15 protein-coding genes and 1 CRISPR repeat array are annotated in these 20,436 nt (G+C 74.2%); of the genes, 9 read left to right on the top strand and 6 right to left on the bottom strand.

Annotated features, from left to right (window positions below; genetic code table 11):
• A partial coding sequence (locus PAI11_RS14580) for a glycosyltransferase (RefSeq protein WP_040600426.1) occupies nucleotides 1–2,406 on the bottom strand: 2,406 nt, incomplete at its 3' end.
• 318 nt (nucleotides 2,407–2,724) lie between these two features.
• Here PAI11_RS14580 and PAI11_RS14575 point away from each other — a divergent pair.
• Nucleotides 2,725–5,157: a TIM-barrel domain-containing protein gene (locus PAI11_RS14575; RefSeq protein ID WP_007576156.1), complete on the top strand. Its 2,433-nt coding sequence runs from the start codon at nucleotides 2,725–2,727 to the stop codon at nucleotides 5,155–5,157.
• 27 nt (nucleotides 5,158–5,184) lie between these two features.
• Here PAI11_RS14575 and PAI11_RS26400 read toward each other — a convergent pair whose 3' ends face one another.
• Complete coding sequence (locus tag PAI11_RS26400; protein WP_138974331.1) at nucleotides 5,185–6,219, bottom strand: calcium-binding protein; 1,035 nt, start codon at nucleotides 6,217–6,219, stop codon at nucleotides 5,185–5,187.
• A 96-nt stretch (nucleotides 6,220–6,315) separates the two neighbouring features.
• On the opposite strand from PAI11_RS26400, the gene PAI11_RS26395 reads away from it, so the two are divergent.
• Nucleotides 6,316–7,446 carry a glycosyltransferase family 4 protein gene (locus PAI11_RS26395; RefSeq protein WP_007576152.1) on the top strand — a complete coding sequence of 377 codons (1,131 nt, stop codon included), beginning with the start codon at nucleotides 6,316–6,318 and terminating at the stop codon, nucleotides 7,444–7,446.
• A 29-nt stretch (nucleotides 7,447–7,475) separates the two neighbouring features.
• Nucleotides 7,476–8,204, top strand: a complete 729-nt coding sequence (locus PAI11_RS14560) for a hypothetical protein (RefSeq protein ID WP_040600423.1) — start codon at nucleotides 7,476–7,478, stop codon at nucleotides 8,202–8,204.
• Here PAI11_RS14560 and PAI11_RS14555 read toward each other — a convergent pair.
• Nucleotides 8,201–9,439: a glycosyltransferase family 4 protein gene (locus PAI11_RS14555; protein WP_040600422.1), complete on the bottom strand. Its 1,239-nt coding sequence runs from the start codon at nucleotides 9,437–9,439 to the stop codon at nucleotides 8,201–8,203. The two genes, PAI11_RS14560 and PAI11_RS14555, sit on opposite strands and share 4 nt — an antisense overlap.
• 134 nt (nucleotides 9,440–9,573) lie before the next feature.
• Between PAI11_RS14555 and PAI11_RS14550 the strand changes: the two genes are divergently transcribed.
• Nucleotides 9,574–10,767 (top strand): glycosyl hydrolase, encoded by a 1,194-nt coding sequence (locus tag PAI11_RS14550; RefSeq protein ID WP_138974330.1) that lies wholly within the window; start codon nucleotides 9,574–9,576, stop codon nucleotides 10,765–10,767.
• A gap of 62 nt (nucleotides 10,768–10,829) precedes the next feature.
• Complete coding sequence (locus tag PAI11_RS14545) at nucleotides 10,830–11,954, top strand: glycosyltransferase (RefSeq protein ID WP_081488445.1); 1,125 nt, start codon at nucleotides 10,830–10,832, stop codon at nucleotides 11,952–11,954.
• Nucleotides 11,955–11,974: 20 nt separating this feature from the next.
• On the opposite strand, the gene PAI11_RS24510 is transcribed toward PAI11_RS14545, so the two are convergent.
• A complete protein-coding gene (locus tag PAI11_RS24510; protein WP_007576141.1) occupies nucleotides 11,975–12,667 on the bottom strand; it encodes an FkbM family methyltransferase in 693 nt (230 codons plus the stop codon).
• Between the two features lie 143 nt (nucleotides 12,668–12,810).
• Between PAI11_RS24510 and PAI11_RS14535 the strand changes: the two genes are divergently transcribed.
• The gene (locus PAI11_RS14535; RefSeq protein ID WP_007576139.1) at nucleotides 12,811–14,001 is read left to right on the top strand and encodes an alpha-amylase family protein; all 1,191 of its coding nucleotides are present in this window, start codon (nucleotides 12,811–12,813) and stop codon (nucleotides 13,999–14,001) included.
• Here PAI11_RS14535 and PAI11_RS14530 read toward each other — a convergent pair.
• Nucleotides 13,982–15,016, bottom strand: a complete 1,035-nt coding sequence (locus PAI11_RS14530; protein WP_007576137.1) for a chorismate-binding protein — start codon at nucleotides 15,014–15,016, stop codon at nucleotides 13,982–13,984. The genes PAI11_RS14535 and PAI11_RS14530 overlap by 20 nt on opposite strands.
• Before the next feature lie 125 nt (nucleotides 15,017–15,141).
• On the opposite strand from PAI11_RS14530, the gene PAI11_RS14525 reads away from it, so the two are divergent.
• From PAI11_RS14525 to PAI11_RS14515, 3 genes are read left to right on the top strand one after another with little or no spacing between them, the layout of a single operon-like run.
• A complete protein-coding gene (locus tag PAI11_RS14525; protein WP_007576135.1) occupies nucleotides 15,142–15,567 on the top strand; it encodes a hypothetical protein in 426 nt (141 codons plus the stop codon).
• Nucleotides 15,564–16,631 carry an FAD:protein FMN transferase gene (locus PAI11_RS14520; RefSeq protein WP_007576133.1) on the top strand — a complete coding sequence of 356 codons (1,068 nt, stop codon included), beginning with the start codon at nucleotides 15,564–15,566 and terminating at the stop codon, nucleotides 16,629–16,631. Before PAI11_RS14525 ends, PAI11_RS14520 begins: the two co-directional genes overlap by 4 nt.
• The gene (locus PAI11_RS14515; RefSeq protein ID WP_138974327.1) at nucleotides 16,628–17,251 is read left to right on the top strand and encodes a ferric reductase-like transmembrane domain-containing protein; all 624 of its coding nucleotides are present in this window, start codon (nucleotides 16,628–16,630) and stop codon (nucleotides 17,249–17,251) included. Before PAI11_RS14520 ends, PAI11_RS14515 begins: the two co-directional genes overlap by 4 nt.
• A 110-nt stretch (nucleotides 17,252–17,361) precedes the next feature.
• Here the strand turns inward: PAI11_RS14515 and abc-f are convergent, their stop codons facing one another.
• Nucleotides 17,362–19,422 (bottom strand): ribosomal protection-like ABC-F family protein, encoded by a 2,061-nt coding sequence (gene abc-f / locus PAI11_RS14510; RefSeq protein ID WP_007576128.1) that lies wholly within the window; start codon nucleotides 19,420–19,422, stop codon nucleotides 17,362–17,364.
• A 435-nt stretch (nucleotides 19,423–19,857) separates the two neighbouring features.
• Nucleotides 19,858–20,400: direct repeats of the CRISPR family, unit length 36 nt; unit sequence GTCGAACAGGTCCCTTCGGGGCCTCTCCGTAGAAGC.
• Nucleotides 20,401–20,436 lie beyond the last annotated feature (36 nt).

Raw genomic sequence — 20,436 nt, 5'->3', positions numbered from 1 at the left:
GGCGCGGAGGGTGCCGGCGGCCAGCGCGCGGCGGTAGCCCTCGGCGAGCCGGCCGAGGGCCGCGTCCCAGGTCCGCTCCTGGACGGCCCCGAGGCCGCCGATCGCCAGCTCGGCGCGCAGCTGCGGGCTCGCGGCCAGCTCGACCACCGCGGTCGCCAGGGCGCCGGCGTCGGCGGGCCGCAGCAGGCCGTTGACCCCGTCCTCGATCAGCGAGACCGGGCCGCCCTCGGCGACGGCGACGACCGGCAGGCCCGATGCCTGCGCCTCCAGCAGCACCTGGCCGAAGGTGTCGGTGCGGCTGGCGAACAGGAACAGGTCGGCGCTGGCGTAGGCGTCGGCCAGCGCATCGCCCGAGAGCCAGCCGAGGAACGTCGCGTGCTCGCCGAGGCGCTCGCGCAGGACGTGCTCCTCGGGCCCGCCGCCGGCCAGCACCAGGTGCAGCCGCGGGTCGCGCTCGCGGGCGGCGAGGAAGGCGTCGGCCAGCAGCTGGACGCCCTTCTCCTCGGTCTGGCGACCGGCGTAGAGGACGTTGATCCGGTCGCCGACATCGACGCGATCCCCACCCGCCCCGGCGCCGGCGAGCCGCGCCAGCAGCTGCGGATCGCGGCGCTCGGGGCGGAAGCGGGCGATGTCGACGCCGCGATCCCAGCGGCCGATCCGGTCGGCCGGGATGCCGAGGCCGTTCAGGACCGCGTCGCTCTGCGGGCTCGGCGTCAGGACGACGTCGGCCTGCTGGTAGAAGAGCGCGATCGCGCCGGTCGCGTACATCTCGAGCCGCGCGTCGGCGGAGCGCAGACCGGTGTAGGTGGCCAGCTCGGTGTGGTAGCTGCCGAGGATCGGCAGGTCGAGCATCTTCGCCAGCGCGGCGCCGACGACCCCGGACGGGCCGGGCGAGCAGAGGTGGACCACGTCGTAGCGGCCCTCGGCGATCTGCTCGACCAGCGACGGGACGCTCGGGATCCCGACCTGCAGCCCCTCGTAGAACGGGATGTCGACCTCGGCCACGGCCGGCAGCCGGCGGTCGACGTTGGCGTCGGTCCCGATCACCTCGATCTCGAAGCCGGGGACGCCGCGCTCGCGGATCGTGTTCAGCGTGTGGGTGACGCCGTGCATGCCGCCGATCCCGTCGGCGATCAGGGCGACCCGGTGGCGCTCGCCGTCGACCCGCGGCTTGAGCTTGCGCCGCTCGCGGCCGAGGAACGCGGCCGAGGGCAGGTACGGGATCACCGGCACCAGCGCGTCGAGCAGCTCGCCGCCGATCGCGCCGAGGTCCGGGTCGACGCCCTCGCCGATCCCCTTGGCCGCCCCGAGCACCGTGTCGAGCGCGCTTGCCAGCTTGCGCTCGTGGGCGCGGCGGGCCCGGCGGAAGAGGTCGTCGTGCTCGAAGCCGTCCTCCTGGAACATCGCCAGCAGCTCGGCCTCGCTCATCCCGTCGAGGCCGACGCCGTCGAGCCACGAGCGCAGCAGCGCGCGGGCGTCGTCCGAGGTCACGTCCGGGGCGTCGCCCTCGTCGCCGCGTCGGACGTCGCCCTCGCTCATCACCCGCGAGACGATCTTCAGCATCGCCTCGGGACGGGGGCGCTCGATCGGCGTGTCGGCGCTGGTGCCGAGGGCCCGGATCGCGATCCCCATCGCGGCGTGCGACCACTTCGCGGCGCCGCCCTGGATCCCGCGGGCGACGCAGCGGCCGGCGCGGATGTGGGCCAGGTAGTCCTCGGCGGTGTAGGCCAGCGGGGTCTCGGTGTAGGTGCGGCCGATGTCGACGCCGGCGTGGTCGTCGGTGCCGCCGACGCCGATCCCGCCGTGGGTGTCGATGTAGGTGGCGGCCGGCGCGTTCAGCTCGCGAGCGCGGGAGCCGTTGCGGATCTCCCAGATCGGGAACAGCTCGGCCAGCTGGCGGCGGTGGCGCGGGGTCAGCGGCGCCTCGACGTAGTAGAAGGGGTGCGCCAGCGCGGTCGTGATCTCGTTCTGGTGCAGGTACTCCGCGCAGCGCACGACGTCGTGGCTGTGGGCCTGGAGCCAGTCGTGGTCGTCCTGGTTGATGCCCAGGACCAGCACGTGCACGGCCTGCGGCTCGCCCTTGAACCAGGCGGTCAGCTCCTCGCCGACGATCACGTCGGGGCGGTCGGCGATCGTCAGCGCGCCGGCGATCGTGTCGTGGTCGCTGATCACGACGTAGTCCATGCCGCGCCGCTTGGCGAGCTCGTAGACGTCCTCCGGCGGCGTCGCGCACTCGGGCATCCCGACCGAGCGCTGGACGCCGAGCTTGCTCAGCTGCGAGGCGGTCGAGTGGACGTGGAGGTCGGCGCGCGAGAGGGCCGGCGGGATCGACGAGGCGGGGGCCTCGCCTGGCCGCTGCTCGTCGCCGGGGACCGGCGGGTGGGAGCTGCCGTTCTTGGGGCTCATGTCACGACAAGGGTCCGCTTGTCGCGAGGGCCTGAAGTGACGGCTTCGTGTCCGATCGGTGACGATGATGTGAAGGCCGGAGGGCCGATCGCCGCCACGCGGAACATTCGATTTTGCAGGAGCTTTCGGACGGACCCGGTCGGCGGCCGGTCCCGGCTCCCGATCGCGCAGGTCGTTCTCACCCCGGCCGGTGAAACCGTCGCCGACGGGCCGGTGTACGTGTTGGCCGGTCGCCGGGCCGGCGACGCCGCCGGGCGCCGCGCGGCCCCTTCACCGGACCTTCACCGCCTGCCCGGCCGCGGGCCGGAGCATGCCTCCGTGGCCTCGACCGTCCTGCCCGCGATCTCTCCGGTGCTGTTGGAGCGCGGCCGGGTCGCGGTGACCCTGACCCGCTCGCCGCTGCGGATCACCGTCATGCGCGACGGGCTGCCGGTCGTCCGCGCGATCGAGCCGTGGGTCCGGGACGGCCGAATCGACGACCGCTTCGTGCGCGTGACCGAGGGCGTCGTCGCCCGCGAGCACCTGGGGGCGCCCGATCCGATCGTCTCCGCGTCGGTCGTGCCCGACCCCGGTGCCGGCCCGCCGACCGGCCGCGACCCGGACGCCGCCCCGACGCCCGCCGCGGACGGCTCCGCCCCGACCGAGCCGCCGTCGACGACGCTCGCCCTGCGGCTGGCCTCGGGCGTCGAGGGCACGCTGCGGATCTCGCTGCCGGCGACCGACGTGGTCCATGTCGACCTGGTGCTCGGCGCCCGCCCTGGCGCGGTCGAGGCGGCGCCCCGCATTCCGCTCCCCCTGCGGATGGGCGTTCGCTGGCCGGTCGCCGGCGATCTGCGGCTGGCCGGGCTCGGCGCCCGCCACCACCCCTCGGTCGACCACGCCGGCCGGCGGATCCAGCTCGGCGCCGATCGCCGCTACCTCGGTCCCGGCTGCGCGCCCGAGATGGCCGCGGTCGGCGGGATCCCACAGGGCGACTACGCCCCGGTGCCGTTCCTGCAGTCGACCGGCGGCTGGGCGGCGTGGCTGGACACCGCCGGAAACGGCACCCAGTTCTTCCTCGACGGCGGTGCGGTCAGCCCGAGCGTGCGGACGGTCAGCGGGCCGCTGCGGCTGCGGCTGCACCTGCACCCCGGGCCGGCCCAGCGACTGCTCGCCTTCCAGCGCGCGACCGGGCGGCCGGCGCTGCTGCCGGCCTGGGGCTACGGGTTCTGGAAGTCGCGCGACATCCACGACCACCAGGACCAGGTCGAGGAGGACGTCCACGGCTGCCGCTGGCACGAGATCCCGGTCGACGCGGTGGTGCTCGACTCGCCGTGGGAGACGAACTACAACACCTGGCGCCCGAACCCCCACCAGTTCCCCGACTTCGCGGGGATGGTCGGCCGGCTGCGCGGCGACGGCGTGCGGACGGTCGTCTGGGTGACGCCGTGGGTCAACGTCGACTCGGCCGGCGGCCAGACCCCGCCCGACCCGGCGTCGATCCGGCTCCATCGGCAGCCGGCGGAGACCTACGCCGAGGGCGCCCGGATCGGCGCCTACGTGCGCCCGCCGGCCGGCGCGACCGGCGACCACGCCCACGCGGTGAAGGTCGCGATGCGCGACGACGAGCGCGACGACCTGGCCGATCTGGCCGACGGCGACGCGCCCTACCTGGCCCAGTGGTGGATGGGCCGCGGGTCGCCGATCGACTTCACGGGGCCCGGCGAAGCGTGGTGGCGGGCCCAGGCCGAGGCGACCCTGCGGCTGGGCGTCGCCGGGATCAAGGCCGACGACGGCGAGGGCTACTACCTGCCCGAGGGCGTGCGCTTCGCCGACGGATCGACCGGGGCGGTCCGGGCCTGGCGCTGGGGCGACGACTACCGGCGCTCGATGCGGCGGGCGCTCGAGAACGTGCACCCCGGCGAGGGCGTGCTGTTCGGCCGCTCCGGCTGGACCGGCCAGCAGGCGACCGGGATGCTGTGGGCCGGCGACCAGGCGTCGGACTTCTGGTCGCTGCGGGTGCTGCTGGCGGCGACCGTCTCGGCGGCGCACTCGGGGATCTCGAACTGGTCGCACGACATCGGCGGCTACCTCGGCGACGCGGGCGTCAAGCGCTGCAGCGCCGAGCTGCTGGTGCGGTGGGCGCAGCTGGGCTGCTTCACCCCGCTGATGCAGGCCCACGCGCGGTTGGAGCAGGAGCCGTGGACCTACGACCACGAGACGCTCGGGCTCTTCCGCGGCTACGCGCTGCTGCACGAGATGCTCGTGCCCTACGTGCGGGCGGCGGCGCGGACGGCCGCCCGCAGCGGCTTGCCGATCATCCGCCCGCTGAGCTGGCTGGACCCGGCCGACGACCGCCTCTGGGGCATCCCCGACGCGTTCGCCTACGGGCCGTCGCTGCTGGTCGCGCCGGTCGTCGACGAGGGCCTGCGCGAGCGGACGGTGCCGCTGCCCCGCGGTCGCTGGATCGAGGCCTGGTCGGGCCGCGAGGTCGACGGCGGCGGCACCGCGACGGTCGCCACGCCGCGGGACCGGACGCCGGTCTGGGTCCGCGCCGGATCGATCGTCCTCACCCACCCCGCCGAGCACGTCGCCCGCGGCCTCGGCGACGCGCCCGACCGCGAGCGCCCCTACGTCGCAACGCTCTGGGGTCGCCCCGCCAACGGCCGCGCCCGCGCCGCGCTGCCGGACGGGACGCCGGTGCGATGGGTGCACGGGCGCTGGAAGCTGCCGGCCGAGTGGGACGTGTGGGCGGGCGAGCGCGGCGGTTGAACGAGGCTCGCCCGTCGCGGTCCACGTCTAGTTCACCCGCGTGACCTGCTCGCAGTCAGCGGCGACCGTGTCGATCGCGTTGGCCTTGACCGTGTCGAATCCGGGACCGCAGACGACGTCGTTGGCCTGGACGGGCAGCACCGAATGGTAGGACGAGTCAATCACGTCATCGCCCGGTCCGGCATCGACCGAGAACGTGCCGTGGGCGAGGATCCGGTCGGCCCCCGCCCCGCCGATCAGGACACCGGAGCCTCCGAAGAACCCACCCTCGAGCCGGTCGTCGCCGTCGCCGCCGTTCGCGACGCCGCGACCGAGCGACAACTCGTCGTCGCCGTCGAGCCCCTCGAGGTGATCGATCCCAGTCGGCGCCTCGGCGTACTCCTCGCCCCCGCTGAGGGCGTTGGGCCCCGCGGTGCCGACCACGACGTCGCTGCCCCGGCCGGTGGCGACGTTCTCGACGTCTGGCAGGATGTTCGAGCGGCCGTCGGTCCCGTCGTCGGCGACTCCGTCGAGCGTCACGTGCACGTCTTCGGTCCCGTCGACGCCGACGTATACCGTGTCGCTGCCACCACCGCCCGACACGTGGTTGGCACCGGAACCGGGCGCGATCGCTTCATCGGCCGGCCCGCCCAGCACACGGTCGTCTCCGCTGCCCAGGTCGTAGGCGGTCCTGGCGTCGGCCGCGGCGAGCGCACGGGCATCGAGCGTGTCGTTCCCGGCCCCGAGGTCGACCACCACCCAGTCGTCGGCCGACTCTCCGGCGCAGACGCCCGCGTTCAGCAGCGGCACCACCAGGCAACCGAGGTGCGGCCCCTGCCCGAGCGCACCGGTCAGCGCGGCACCCTGGTCGGCGACCCCGTTGAGCGTCCGGTTCCCGGCCGTCGAGGTGATCGTGACGACATTGCGCTCGCTGCCCTGGCCGTGGATCTGCAGCTCCGCATGGCCAGCGGAGCCAGCGCGGTCCGTGACGGTCACCACGGCCGCCGTCGATCCCGCGGCCACCGCCGGCACGAGCGCGAGCCCGACCACGGCCAACCCCATCCCCCACCCCATGCGTCCCATGGCCGCGACGCTATCCCGCCACGGCGTTCATGTACAGGGCACCTGTCGTCGCGCCGTGACCAGGCGCCCGCGTCCCATCGTCTAGCGTCCCGCCCCGTGCGCCGCCTGCTGCTGATCGCCCCCGACGCCCCGCCCGCGCCCGGCGGGATCGCCCGCTTCCTCGACGGCTGGCTGCGGTGGCTGCCCGACGCGGCCTGGTCGGTCGTCTCGTCCACGCCCGGCCCGCCCGACCACGCCGGTCATCCCGTCCGCCGCCTGCCCCGCGTGCCGCTGCCCGGGCCGGCCGGGGTCGCCGCCGACCGAGCGCTGATCAGCGCCGCCGGCCTGGCCGCGGCGGCCGCGCGGCGTCCCGACGCGGTCGTGATCGGCGTCCAGAGCGCGACGATCCCCGGCCTGCTGGCGCAGCGGCTGCTCGGCGTCCCGGCCGTCTTCCTCGCCTACGGCCGCGAGCTGGGTGCCGACGACCCGTGGACCCGGATCGCCGCCCGCCGCGCCGCGCTGACGGTGACGATCAGCGGCGGCAGCGCGGACGTGCTGCGCGCGGCCGGCGTGCCGGAGCGGCGGCTGCTGATCGCGCCTCCCGGGATCGAGCCGCTCGACCGGCCCGCGCCTTCAGCACCGCCTGCCGACGGACCGCCGACCGTCATCACCGTCACCCGCCTGGACGCGCCCCACAAGGCGCTGGAGGACGTCGCCGCGGCCGTCCGCCACGCCCGCGAGCGGGTCGCCGACCTGCGCTGGTCGATCGTCGGCTCCGGCGAGCCCTATCCGGCCGCGCGGAGCGCGATCGACGCAGCCGTCGCCGAGGGCTGGGCGACGCTCCACGGCCGCGTCGGCGACGACGAGCGCGACGCGCTGCTGGAGCGGGCGACGGTCTTCGCGCTGGCGACCCGGCCGATGGCGGACGGGCGGGTCGGCGAGGGCTTCGGGATCGTCTTCCTGGAGGCCGGCGCCCGTGGCACTCCGTCGGTCGCCCCCGACGCCGACGGCATGCGCGACGCGATCGCCCGCGACCGCGGCGGCCTGCTGGTCGCGCCCGGCGACCCGGCGGCGATGGGCGACGCGATCGCCCGGATCGCATCCGACTCGCAGCTGCGAGCCCGGCTCTCGGCGGGCGCGCGGGCCCACGCCGAGGCCCATGCCTGGCCGCAGGTGCTCGAGCCGGTCGCGGTCGCGCTCGACCGGACGATCGCCCGCGATCCGGCGCCGGCGCGACCACTTGCCTGACGCACACGTCTACGTGTAGCGTTCCGCCCATGGGTCTCCGTGACGGTTGGTCGTCGTCGCGCAACCGGCTGCTGACGCTCGTGTCCGCAGCCGTTGCCGCCAGCATCGCCTTGGGAGGCGCGCCAGCCGCGGGCGCGGCGGCGCCCGCGAACCCGCTTGACCGCTTGGTCGGGGCGGTCGTCGCGCCGATCGTCCCGAGCCTGACGATCGAGACCTTGAGCGGCCCGGGCACCGGCCGGATCCAGCGCCTCAGCGCGCTGTCCGGCGCGACGGCGGCGCTCGCGCCGGGTGCGCGCTACCGCGTCACCGGGCGCGCCCTCGGCAGCACGAGCGTCCGGGAGGTCGTGGTGCCGGCACCGCGCGCGGCCACCGCCGGCGCGCCGAGCACCGCGCCCGACGTCCAGACGGTTCCGCCGCCGTACGACCAGTTCAGCTACCAGCCGGCCCATGCGCTCGCCCTCGGCCCGCTGTGGCTGACGGCGTTCCTCCCGGGCCGGCCGTCGACGTTCCCGGCCTACGACGCCTGGGTCAGCTCGGCCAGTCACGGGCTCGCCGTCCGCCCGCAGGGCGAGGGCTGGTACCCGCCGTCGTATCCGCTGACGAGCCCGGGCCGCCCGAGCGTCGCCGCCGTCGAGGTCGTCCGCCGACCGGCGGGCATCTTCCTCGACGAGTTCCGGTTCGTCAGCGCGGACGGCGTTCCCGGACCGAGCACCTACCGCCTGATCTGGCAGATCTTCCCCGGCGGCACCGGCCGCTAGGGGCCGCCGCTCCCGAGTCGGTCGGGGCGCCTGCCCGGTCCAGGATCCGCGGGTGTACCCGACCGCGCCGGCTCGCTGGCGGGCATCGGCCCGCCCTCGGCGGCCGCTCGGGCGACCGCCATCACGGCCGCCGCGTAGCGCCGTGGCTCGAACGACGACCGCAGCGCGTCGGCGGCGGTCGTCGCCAGCCGCTCCGCACGCTCGCCGTCGTCCAGCAGCGCGCCCAGCTCGCGTCCCCAGCGCTCCGGCGATCGCGGGGGCAGCAGGATCCCGTCCTCGCCGTCGCGGATCACCTCGGGCGGGCCACCGGTGTCGGCGGCGACGACCACGCAGCCGCTCCACATGCCCTCGATGACCGTGCGACCGAACGGCTCGCTCCACGAGGGGACCAGCAGGACGTCGATCGCCCGCAGCAGCTCGGGAACGTCCTCGCGCTGGCCGAGCAGCCGGACCCGGTCCCCGACGCCCAGCTCCTCGGCCAGCCGCGGCAGCCCCGCCGCGTAGCCGTCGGCGTCGAAGCGACCCTTGGGGAACATCGCCTCGCCGACCAGCAGCAGCTGCCACGGTCGCTCGGTCTTCATCGCCGCCACGGAGCGGATCGCGTCGTCCTGGGCCTTCTTCGGCGCCAGGTAGGCGATCACGGCGAGCAGGGCCGTGTCGTCGTCGACACCGAGGCCGCGGCGGACCTCGGCCTCCGAGACCGACGCGGCCTGCTCGAAGCGCGCCCGGTCGACGGCGTTGTAGATCACCCGCACGGGCGCCCGCCCGGCCGGCAGCGTCCCGGCGGTCGAATGGCTGTTGGCGACGATCGCCGCGCACCGCCGCAGGATCGGCGCGTGGGCCAGCCGGCCGGCCGGGCCGCTGGGCAAGTGCTCCCGGGTGTAGCCGACCACCGGCACCCGCTGCGGGACGAGGACCGCCGCCAGCGCCGCGCGAGCGGTGTTGCCGACGATCACGTCGATCCGGTCCCGGGACACGATCCGGCGGATCTCGCGGCCGGCACGGAGCATCGCCGCGATCCCCCGCGGCGTGTCGACCGGATGCGGCCGGAAGCTGACGTCGAACAGCGGCACCTCGCGATGGACCGCCCCCAGCGCCACCGCCCGCTCGGCCAGCGGCCCCGCGGGAGCGGCGAGCACCACCTCGACGCCGTCCGGTCGGTGCTCGATCGCCGCCAGCAGCGATCGCTCGCTGCCCGCGATCACCCCGGTGTGACTGACCCACAAGACCCGCATCCGCGTTGCGTCCTTCCTCGTGACCGGCAGGACGGTGACAGAAACGAGCGGGAGGAACCACATGGCCTGGCGGACGAGCGTGATCGAACGACGAAAGTTCCCCCACGGCGAACGTTCATAGCTACGGTCGTCCCATGCACCTTCCAAGCTCCCTGCGGCGAACAGCAACGATCTTGTCCTGCGCCGCGGCGGCCGCGTTGGCGGCCGCGCCACCAGCCAGCGCCACAGCACCACCCCAACCACTTCCGGTAGCCGGCAAGGCCTTCGGATTCACCGGCGGCATCGACCCTGCGATGAACGGCTCCCAGGTCGCCGACGGCGTTGCCCGAGTCCAGCTCCTCAACTCGACGCACTACCGAGACGCGATCGGCTGGCACTGGTTCGTCAATTCCACCAACGCGTCGAACCCCGTTCCCGCCGCGCTTACCACGCCTCTCGGCAGCTCCGGCGTGCCGTCCGTCGAGCACCTCGACGAGACCTACACGCAACTGCAGGCCGCCGGAATCACCATGATCATCCAGGTCACTGACGCTCCGCTCTGGGCATCCAAGTTCGCCCAGTGCACGGACCCGATCTTCGCGTTGATCAACTTCGTGCTCTGCAGCGGCTACGCGGGGACCACCGCCGCCTACCACCCGACCCCGGCCAACCGACCGAAGTTCGGGCAGTTCGCCGCCGCGGTTGCCGCGCGCTATCCAGGGGCGATCATCGAAGGCTGGAACGAGCCGGATGCCGATGCCTACGCCAATCCAGCGTCCGTGAACTACAAGACGTCGGGCAGCCCGTCGGAAGTCGCCGAGGAGCAGTGCGTCCTCTACAACGCAGTCAAGGCCGTCGATCCGAATCGCATCGTCCTGTCACCTGCGATGGGCGACCTTCGGGATGCCTCCTTCACCCAGGGGTACCTGCATTTCGTCGGCACGAGAACGTGTCATGACGGGTTCTCCACGCACATGTACTTCGGAGGATCCGCAGCAGAGCGCGCGGCTGCCCTGGCCGATCGGTTCGCGAAGCTGGACGCGGCGCGTGATCTGTACTCCGACACTTCCCCGATCTGGGTGACCGAGACCGGCTCCACCGTGTCGGGGACGTCGACCGAAGCCAGCCAGAACATCATCGTCCCCGAGTCCTACGACGAGATGATCTCGATGCCCGAGGTCCACGCCGTCCTCATCTGGGCGCTGCGCGACGCGCCGCTGCCCTTCGTGCCGTACACCACCCCAGGGTCGACGGCCTACGGCTTCGGCTTGCTGCGGACGGACTGGACGCCGAAGCCCGCGTTCTGCACCCTCCTCGCACGAACGTCGAATACGTACAGCGGCTGCTGATCGCCCCGTTCACCGGCACGGTCAGGATTGGCGCAGCAGTCGGACTGCGTACCATCCCGGCCGTGCCTCGGGTGTTGGTCATCCACGACTTCGCGGAGACCTTCGGCGGAGCCGAGCGCGTCACCGCAGAGCTGCTGGCGGCATTCCCCGGCAGCGAGCTCCACGTCCTGGCGGGCCGGCAGCAGGTCGCCGACCAGATGGGCGCCGGCGATCGCTGGCACCCGCTGCTGCCGTCGCGCAGCCGGCTGCTGCGCCACTACCGGCTCGGCGCGCCGGTCTACCCGCTGCTCGCCCGGGCCTGGCGGCTGCCGGAGGCGGACCTCGTCGTCTCCAGCAGCTACGGCTACGCGCACGGCGCCCACGCGCCCAACCGGCCGCCCCACCTCTGCTACTGCCACTCGCCGCTGCGCCACGTCTGGAGCGACGCCCACGACTACTCGACCGGCCCGCTGGCGCAACCGGGGCTGCGCCAGGCGTTCGGCACCTACCAGCGGGCGATGCGCGCGCTCGATCGCCGGGCGGCGAGCAACGTCGACCGCTTCCTGACCCAGTCGCCCTACACCGGCGACCAGCTGCGGCGGGTCTTCGGCGTCGAGGCGGCCCTCGTCCCGCCACCGGTCGACGTCGATCGCTTCCACCCGGAGCCGACCGGCGCCCACGACGACGCGTTCCTGTTCGCCGGGCGGCTCGTCGAGCCCTACAAGCGCCCGGGGCTCGTCGTCGAGGCGTTCCGCCGCCTGCCCCACCTGCGGGTCCGGATCGCCGGCGACGGGCCCGCGCGAGCGGAGCTGGAGCGGATCGCGCCGCCCAACGTCACCTTCCTCGGCCAGCTGGGCACCGCCCAGGTCGCCGACGAGATGCGCCGCGCGGCCGCCGTCCTCTTCCCGTCGGTCGACGACTACGGCCTGATCCCCGTCGAGGCGGCGGCGTCCGGCCGGCCGGTGATCGCCTTCGACGGGGGCGGCGCGCGCCACACCGTGATCGACGGGCGCACGGGGGTCTTCTTCCCGCGCCAGGACGTCGACTCGCTGACCGCGGCGATCGCCGCGTTCGATCCCGACGCCTGGGACCCGGCGGCGATCCGGGCGCACGCCGAGCAGTGGCACCCCGAGGGCTTCCGCCAGGCGCTCCGCGCGCACGCCGACGAGCTGCTGGTGGCGTCGGCGCACCCGGGCCTCTCCGCCTGACGCCGGGCGCTGGGCACGCTTCAGTCGTCGACCGTCGTCGGTCGCTCCAGCACCCAGGTCGTCGGGCCCCCGCTGAGCGCGAAGCCCTGTTCGGCCCACGGATCCAGTCCTGCCAGCGGCGAGTGCGACCACTCGACCGCGACCCGCCCGATCCGCGTCGCCACGTCCGCCGGCACGGCCGCCAGCAGATCGCGCTCCAGCCCCTCGACGTCCATCTTCAGCACGTCGATCCGCCCCTCGCGGTCGAGCACGTCCCGCAGCAGCCCGGCGATCGCCCGCGTGGGCACGGTGATCTGCTCGGCCGTCTCGACCCCGATGCCGCCGTAGCGCCCGGTCGGCTCGACGCCGAAGCTGACCTCGCCGTCCTGCTCGGCGACCGCGGTCTCGTGGATCGTCACGCGATCGCCGAACGGCGCGAGGTTCCCCCGCAGCACCGCCAGGTTCTCCGGGACCGGCTCGAACGCGTGCACCCGGACCTCGGGGTGCCGGGTGAGGGCGAAGACCGAGAAGATGCCGATGTTGGCGCCGACGTCGACGACGACGCGGTCGCTGGCGGCCACGGGATAGACGTCCTCGGCCAGGATCTCGGCGATCGTCGCGTAGTCGTGGACGTGACGCAGCGTGACGGTCGCGTCGCCGGTCGGGGTCCGCAGACGCACCTCGGCCGGCAGCTGGCCGCGGCGCAGCAGGTAGCCCCGGAGCACCTGCGGCACCGGCCCGGCGACCCGCGGCAGCCGCCGTATCGCTCGCCAGCGCCGGGGATCCCGCGCCGCCCTGAGGTACGCCCACCAGGGCCTGCGCCCGAATTCCGCCATGCGCGGCATCGTACTGCGGGGTGGCCGTAGACTCGCGGCGGATGTCGCGCCCCGATCGACCCCGCCGCCGCTGGCGGATCCCGGCGATCGGCTGCGGTGGGCTGCTGCTCGTCGGCCTCCTGGTGCTCGGCGCGGGCCTGTGGCTGAAGCACCGCGCCCAGGACGTCCCGGACAGCTTCCCGCGGCCGGAGCCGAGCCTCGACCGGGGTCGTGCCCCATGGCCTCCGCGGTTCGGCGTCAACGCCGGGACGATCGCCGAGTCCCCCGACGCGGCGTTCCGCCGTGGCCACTTCCAGGCGATCGCCCGGGCCGGGCTCGGCTGGGTCCGGATCGGGATCACCTGGCCCCGGATCCAGCCGAAGGAGGACGGCCCCTTCGACTGGTCCTCGCTCGACGGGCCGATCGCCGAGGCGGCCGACGCCGGGCTCGACGTCGAGGGCGTGATCCAGTTCACCCCGAAGTGGGCCTCGACGGTCCCGTTCTCGGACCGGGCCCTGGCCAAGGACCCCGCCGACACCGACCGCTTCGTGACCGCGCTCGTGCGCCGCTACGGGCCCAAGGGCGAGTTCTGGCGCACGCATCCCGCGGCGCGGCGCCGGCCGGTCCGCACCTGGGAGATCTGGAACGAGGAGAACGCCCAGTACTTCTTCGCGCCGAAGAGCGGCAAGACCTACGCCTACCAGGCGGTCCTCGTCGGCCGCGCGGTGCGGGCCGTCGACCCGCAGGCGCGGCTGCTGCTCGGCGGGCTGGTGGGAACGTTCGAATCGCGCTCGGACGTGATCCCGCCGGACGAGTTCCTCGCCGACGCGCTGCGCGCCCAGCCGTCGCTTCCGCGGCTGCTCGACGGCGTCGCGCTGCACGTCTACGGCGACGCCGCGAACGTCGGCACCGTCACCTGCCGGGTGCGGACCGTGATGGACCGGCTCGGGCTGCGGCGGCAGGTGATCGCCCTCGACGAGTTCGGTGCTCCCCGCAAGGGCGCCGGCGCGCTCGACGAGCAGGCTCGGTCGGCGATCCTGTCCGGCGTCGTCGACGGCTTCTCGCGACCGGCCGCCTGCGGTGGCGAGAACCCGCGCGTCCGCCTGATCGCGCCCTACACCTGGTGGACGAAGGAAGCCGATCCGGGCAACCGCGAGGACTGGTTCGGACTGGTCGACATCCACGCCCGGCCCTACCCCGCCGGCCGCACCTACCTGCAGGCCGTCCGCAACGTCACCCGCGCGGGTCGCTGACCGCGGCCACCGCCAGCAGTCGCGCGGCCTTCAGCTCGGTCTCGCGCCACTCGCCGTCGGGGTCGCTGTCCCAGGTGATCCCGCCGCCGGTGCCGAAGCGCAGCGTCCGTCCCTCGCGCCAGAAGGTCCGGATCCCGACCGCCAGCGAGGCGGTCCCGCGGTCGCCGTCGATCCAGCCGATCGCACCGCAGTAGGGGCCACGGGCGGTCGGCTCGAGCTCGGCGATCACGTCGAGCGCCGCCAGCTTCGGGGCGCCGACGACCGAGCCGGGCGGGAACGTGGCGTCCAGCAGCGCGGGCCAGCCCGCGTCCGGGCGCAGCCGGCCGTCGACGGTCGAGACCAGGTGGACGAGGCCGGGATGGCGCTCGGGCACACAGATCTCGGTCGCGCGGACGCTTCCGGGAACGCACACCCGCCCCAGGTCGTTGCGCACCAGGTCGACGATCATCACGTTCTCCGCCCGGTCCTTGGCCAGGAAGCCGTCGGCCGTCGCGGCGGTGCCCTTGATCGGCCGCGAGACGACCCGATCGCCGTCGCGGCGCAGGAACAGCTCGGGCGAGGCGCAGGCGACGTCGACGCCCTGGTCGGGCAGGAAGACGTGGGCCGCGTGCGGGGCGGCGTGCCGCGCGGCCAGCCGGTCGTGGAGGCCGTGCAGCGTCGTCGCCTCGTCGAGCATCGCCGCCAGCGTCCGGCAGAGGTTGACCTGGTAGACGTCGCCGGCCGCGATCCGCTCGCGGACGTCGGCGACGCCGGCCCGGAAGCCGTCGGCCGAGAGGCTGCTCGACCAGGCGCCGAGCGGCACCGGCGGCCACGGTGGCGAGGCGTCCGGCGCGCCCTCCCCCAGCGGCTCCCAGCGAGCGAAGCGGGCCGCGGTCAGGCGACCCTCGAAGTCGAGCACGACCGCCCAGCGCCCACCGCCCTCCAGCGCCGCCGGATCGTCGCTGATCTCGACCAGATCGCTGGCCCGGAGGCCGTCGACGACGGCGCGCGGAGGGAGCGGGGACGGCGGCTGCAACGTGACCGGAAGTAACGCACGACGGCGCCGCGCGTGCGGACTCCCAGCGAAATCCCAGGAAACGCTCATCGAGGTCCCGGGCTCCGTTCAGGAGTCGTTGACCGCCCGCCAGCAGGATCGAGAGCATGCCCGATCGAGCCGTCCCGCCCACTCGCCCCCGCGGCAGCCGGCAGCAGCGACGCCGCCGGATCGCCGCGACCGTCGGCACCGGCACGGCCGTGGCGTTCGCCGGCGTCCTCGGCCTGCTCGGGATCCGGCTGGCCGACGGCCACGACCCGGGCCTGGCCCAGGCGGCCGGCACCGGGACGACCACCTCGACGGCGAGCAAGGCGTCCTACGACGACTCCTCGTCGGACGACGGCGCGGTCACCGGGGACGACTCCTCCAGCGACGACGGCTACTCCGACGACGACGGCTACTCCGACGACGACGGCTCCTCGTCGGCGACCGGCAGCGCGTCGTCGACCGGCAGCTCCGCGACCGGCAGCGGGACCTCGAGCGGCTCGACCGCCCAGCAGACCGAGGTCCCGCTGACCACCCAGAGCTCATGAGCACGACGACCCCGGCCGTCCGCGTGCGCCTCGCCCGGCCCTCCGGCTCGCTGACCGGCGGCCGCTTCCCCGCCGTTCCCCGCCGCCCGCGCGAGCACGCGCGCCCGGCGAGCCGGGTCGACGAGTCCTTCGCCGCGCTCGGGACCCGCTGCCGGGTCGTGATCGAGTCGCCGGTCGGCGCGCCCGAGAGCGCCCTGCAGGCGCTGGCCCGGATCCGCCGCCTGATCGACGAGGTCGACCAGCGGCTGTCGCGCTTCCGTCCCGAGAGCGACCTCTCGCAGCTCAACCGCGACCCGCGCGAGACGGTGCCGGCCCGTCCGCTGGTGCTCGACGCGCTCGCGACCGCGCTGACCGCGGCGGACCGCAGCGACGGGCTGCTCGATCCGACGATCCTGCCGGCGCTGATCGAGCACGGCTACGCTCGCACCCGCCGCGACGCGACGCCGGTCGGGCTGCTGGCGGCGCTGCGCGACGCGCCGCCGCGCCGGCCGGCCCGCCCCCACCCCGGCGGCGCCTGGCGCCAGGTCCGGATCAGCCGCGTCAACGGCACGATCACCCGCCCGCCCGGTCTCCGGCTCGACGTCGGGGCGACCGCCAAGGGCTGGCTGGCCGACCGTTGCGGCGCCCTGCTGCACGCCCACGCCCGCTGGGCGGTCGACCTGGGCGGCGACCTGCGGGTGGGAGGCCCGCAGGCTCGCAGCCGGCCGTTCGTCGTCGAGGCGACCGCGCCGCTGCGCGCCACCCCGGCGGCGCGGCTGGTCCTCAGCTCCGGCGCGGTCGCGACCTCGGGGATCGACCGGCGCCTCTGGCGCCGCCCGGACGGCGCGCCCGCCCACCACCTGATCGACCCCGCCACGGGCGCCCCGGCCTGGACCGGGCTGCTGACCGTGACCGCGGTCGCCGCCAGCGGCGAGGAGGCCGAGCTGATCGCCGGCGCCACGCTCCTGCGAGGGCCGGGCGCGATCGGCCGGCTGTCGCTCTCGGGCGGCCTGGCGATCGACGATCACGGCCACGTCCATCGACGGCCGAACGTCCGTCCCGGCGCCTGGCGGTGGTCGGCATGAGCGTCGTGCTCTCCGCCGTCAGCCGCGACCCGCTGCAGTACGCGGCCTGGCTGACCGTGCGCGCGTCCGGGATGGTCGCGCTCGCCGCCCTGACCCTGACCGTCTGGCTCGGCCTGGCCAGCGCCGGCGGCCTGCTGAAGCGCCGACCGCAGCTGCGGGGGACCGTCGGGATCGTCCACGAGATGCTGGCGCTGGCGGCGATCGGGGCGCTGGTCGTCCACGGCGTCTCGCTGCTGTTCGACGGCTGGCTGAAGCCGAGCGTGCTGCAGGTCCTGGTGCCGTTCTCGATGAGCCACGCCCCGTTCTGGACCGGCCTCGGCCAGCTCGCGGGCTACGCGGTGCTGCTGCTGGGCCCGAGCTTCTACCTGCGCAAGCGGATCGGAGCCAAGCGCTGGCGCAGCATCCACCGCTTCACGACCGTCGCCTTCCTGCTGGCGGTCGGGCACGCGATCGGCTCGGGCACCGACACCGGCAGCGCCTGGCTGCTGCTGCCGCTGCTCGGTGGGACCGCGGTCGCGGTGGTGCTGCTCGCGATCCGCGCGGCACGGGCCAACCGCCGCCCGGCGCCGCCCGTCCGCCGCGCCGCGCCGCCGCGCCGCAGCGGCGCCCTCGCGCCCTGAGCGACGCGTCCGTCCGTGACGTTCCGGTCGGCCAACGACCGGAACGTCACGGCGGGCCGCGGCGGTTCGCGGCCTGCTGCCGGTCGTCGTGACGTTGCGGTCGGCCAGGCTCAGCCGGTCAGCTGCTCGAGCCGCTCGTAGAGCGCCTGGACCTGCGCCTTGGCGTCCTCGTGGCGCTTGCTGTTGCGCTCGGTCGCCTCGGGCGTCGCCCAGGCGTCGGGAGCGGCCAGCTCGGCCTCGAGCTTCGCCAGATCCGTCTCGGCCTGCTCGATCCGGGCCTCGGCCTTCTCGATCTCGCGCCGCTTGTTCTTCGAGATCGGCTGCAGGTCGGCGACCGCGGTCGCCGCCGGCTTGGCCGGCGCGGAGCCGCCCCCCTGCTTCTTGCCGCCGCCGGATCCCGAGCCGCCGGAGCCCGTGGCCTTGCCAGCGGCGGGCCGCTTGCCGCCGCCGTTGCCGGCCGCCGCCTCGCGATCGGCGGCGTTGCCGGCCGCCTTGGCCGCCCGCTCGGCGGCGATCCGCTCCTCGCGGACCTCGACGTACTCCTGCCAGCCACCGAGGTAGCTGTGCAGCTCGCCGTCCTCGACCGCCACGGTGCGGGTGCCGACGACCTCGAGCAGCGCACGATCGTGGCTGATCATGATCATCGTTCCGGGGTAGTCCTTGAGCGCGTCCTCGAGCGCCTCGCGGGACTCGATGTCCAGGTGGTTGGTCGGCTCGTCCAGGATCAGGACGTTGGCGCCCGAGGCGACCAGGACGGCCAGCCCCAGGCGCTTGTGCTCGCCGCCGGAGAGCCCGGCCAGCTCCTTCTCGGCGTCCGAGCCGCTGAAGAGGAACTTGCCCAGCAGCGATCGGGCCTCGTTCGGCTTCAGCCCGGTCGCCTTGATGCAGGCCTCGATCACCGTCCGGGCGCCGGGGAACTCCAGCTCGTCGCCGTGCTGGCTGAGGTAGCCGACCTGGACGTTGTGGCCGGTGCGGATCCGGCCGGCGGCCAGCGGGCGGCGGCCGGCGAGCGTCTCGATCAGGGTCGTCTTGCCGACGCCGTTGGGGCCGACCAGGCAGACGTGCTCGCCGCGCTCCAGCCACAGCTCGGCGTCGGCCAGCAGCACGCGAGCGTCCGGGACGCTGTGGTACTCGGTGGCGCCGCTGTTGGGATCGGTGGTCGCGACCGGCGGCGGGACCTCGATCCGGCCATGGTCGAGCTCGAAGATGATCTTGCCGGAGCGCTCGGGCTTCTTGAACTGGAAGCCCATCGTCCGAGTGTCGCGCGGGTCGCGCGTGATCCGCTCGATCTTGTCCAGCGCCTTGACCCGCGACTGGGCCTGACGGGCTTTCGTGGCCTTGGCGCTGAAGCGCCGCACGAAGTCCTCCATCCGCGCGATCTCGGCCTCCTGCTTGGCGATCGCCTTGCCGAGGGCCATCTCGCGCGCGGCCTGCTCCTTGCGCCAGTTGTGCCAGCTGCCGTTGAAGAAGCGACCGCGACCGGCCTCGATCTCCAGCACCGAGGTGCCGACCGCCTCCAGGAACCAGCGGTCGTGGGCGACCAGCACGATCGCCGAGTCGAACGAGACCAGCGTCTTCTCCAGCCACTCCAGCGACTCGAGGTCGAGGTGGTTGGTCGGCTCGTCGAGCAGCAGCAGGTCGGGCTTGGCCGACAGCGCGCGGGCCAGCGACGCGCGCGTCAGCTGTCCGCCGGAGAAGGTCTCCAGCTGACGATCGAGGTCCTCGTCGGAGAAGCCCAGGCCGCGGACGATGTCGGCCGCCTCGTCGCGCCAGCGGTAGCCGCCCTTGCTCTCCAGCTCGGTCGTGGCGCGCGAGTAGGCGTCGAAGACGTCGAGGTCGCCGTCGGCCATCCGCTGCTCGTAGTCGCGCAGCCGCAGCTCCAGGTCGACGAGGTCCTGACGGCCGCTCACGACGTACTCCCGCAGCGTCATGTCCCGCTCGCGCGGCGGCCGCTGGTCGTGCAGGATCACCCGCGCGTTCTTCTCGAAGCTGAGCTCGCCGCCGTCCTTGTTGGCCTGGCCGGCGAGGATCCGCAGCAGCGTCGTCTTGCCCGCGCCGTTGCGTCCGGAGAGCGTCATCCGGTCGCGCCGCTCGAGCTTGAACGACAGGCCCTCCCAGAGCGGGTTGCCGTTGATGTCCTTCTGCAGGTCGGAGGCGATGAGCACGGCCATGGGCGACCTTCCATGGTAGGAGGCGGGCGGCGGCGGCGTGTGACGGGGGCTCGGCGCGACCGAGTCGCCGGACGGCCTGCCTCTGAGCGGGCCCGCGCTGCGACCCGGCAGTCAGCGGTTGACGCAGCGGCCCAGGACGGTGGCCAGCAGTTGGTGTCGGCGACGGGGGCGCCTACGATCGTCGGTGGTCCCGCGTGGGGCGCGTCGGACGGCCCGAGCCGTCGTTGGCGCGGGACGATCGGTCGAGAGGTCGGCACCGCGCGAGCGGTCAGGTGGCGCGGAGAACCCTGGGGAGCGCTCGCGTCGGAGAATGCCTGCAAATCGACGCAATCGGCAGGCCCTCTTCGTCGAGAGCGCTGTGCGATGAGCCGGAAGGGCGGAGCCCTCGCGTCAGCCTGCAAAACTCCTGGAAATCGGTGGCTGTTCTTGGGAGCCGTCGAACAGGTCCCTTCGGGGCCTCTCCGTAGAAGCTAGTAGGCGGCGGTCTCCCAGTAGCGGTGCGGACCGGTCGAACAGGTCCCTTCGGGGCCTCTCCGTAGAAGCGGCTACCAGAGTCGATGCGCGGGAAGCCCGACAGGCCCTTGGGTCGAACAGGTCCCTTCGGGGCCTCTCCGTAGAAGCACTCCGATGCGCTGCTGCTCAAGCGGGTCCTTGACGTCGAACAGGTCCCTTCGGGGCCTCTCCGTAGAAGCCGAGGGGGTTCGAAGCATCTGCGCGAACTCTGGGCGTCGAACAGGTCCCTTCGGGGCCTCTCCGTAGAAGCGGCCAGCCGAGTAAGAACCTCGGCAAGGTCAGCAAGTCGAACAGGTCCCTTCGGGGCCTCTCCGTAGAAGCACCTTGGGCGGGCGCTCGATGATCGCCAGGGGCCACTGTCGAACAGGTCCCTTCGGGGCCTCTCCGTAGAAGCATGTCGGGGTGGTCGTCCTCCATCTGGCGACGGGCGTCGAACAGGTCCCTTCGGGGCCTCTCCGTAGAAGCAGCTCGACGGCGCCGGGGATCGTGTGCGCGTCGGTG

This window comes from Patulibacter medicamentivorans (assembly GCF_000240225.1).
In the GTDB taxonomy this organism is placed as follows: Bacteria; Actinomycetota; Thermoleophilia; order Solirubrobacterales; family Solirubrobacteraceae; genus Patulibacter; species Patulibacter medicamentivorans.
Note: the sequence above shows the minus strand (reverse complement) of the source record. Positions and strands in the feature narration are given on the sequence as shown.

Excerpts from the sequence above, each read along its gene's own strand:
- PAI11_RS26400 (WP_138974331.1), bottom strand. The coding sequence starts at position 6,219 with ATGGGACGCATGGGGTGGGGGATGGGGTTGGCCGTGGTCGGGCTCGCG.
- PAI11_RS14520 (WP_007576133.1), top strand. The coding sequence starts at position 15,564 with ATGAGCACGACGACCCCGGCCGTCCGCGTGCGCCTCGCCCGGCCCTCC.
- PAI11_RS14525 (WP_007576135.1), top strand. The coding sequence starts at position 15,142 with ATGCCCGATCGAGCCGTCCCGCCCACTCGCCCCCGCGGCAGCCGGCAG.
- PAI11_RS14555 (WP_040600422.1), bottom strand. The coding sequence starts at position 9,439 with ATGCGGGTCTTGTGGGTCAGTCACACCGGGGTGATCGCGGGCAGCGAG.
- PAI11_RS14515 (WP_138974327.1), top strand. The coding sequence starts at position 16,628 with ATGAGCGTCGTGCTCTCCGCCGTCAGCCGCGACCCGCTGCAGTACGCG.
- PAI11_RS14535 (WP_007576139.1), top strand. The coding sequence starts at position 12,811 with ATGTCGCGCCCCGATCGACCCCGCCGCCGCTGGCGGATCCCGGCGATC.
- PAI11_RS14560 (WP_040600423.1), top strand. The coding sequence starts at position 7,476 with ATGGGTCTCCGTGACGGTTGGTCGTCGTCGCGCAACCGGCTGCTGACG.
- abc-f (WP_007576128.1), bottom strand. The coding sequence starts at position 19,422 with ATGGCCGTGCTCATCGCCTCCGACCTGCAGAAGGACATCAACGGCAAC.
- PAI11_RS14550 (WP_138974330.1), top strand. The coding sequence starts at position 9,574 with ATGCACCTTCCAAGCTCCCTGCGGCGAACAGCAACGATCTTGTCCTGC.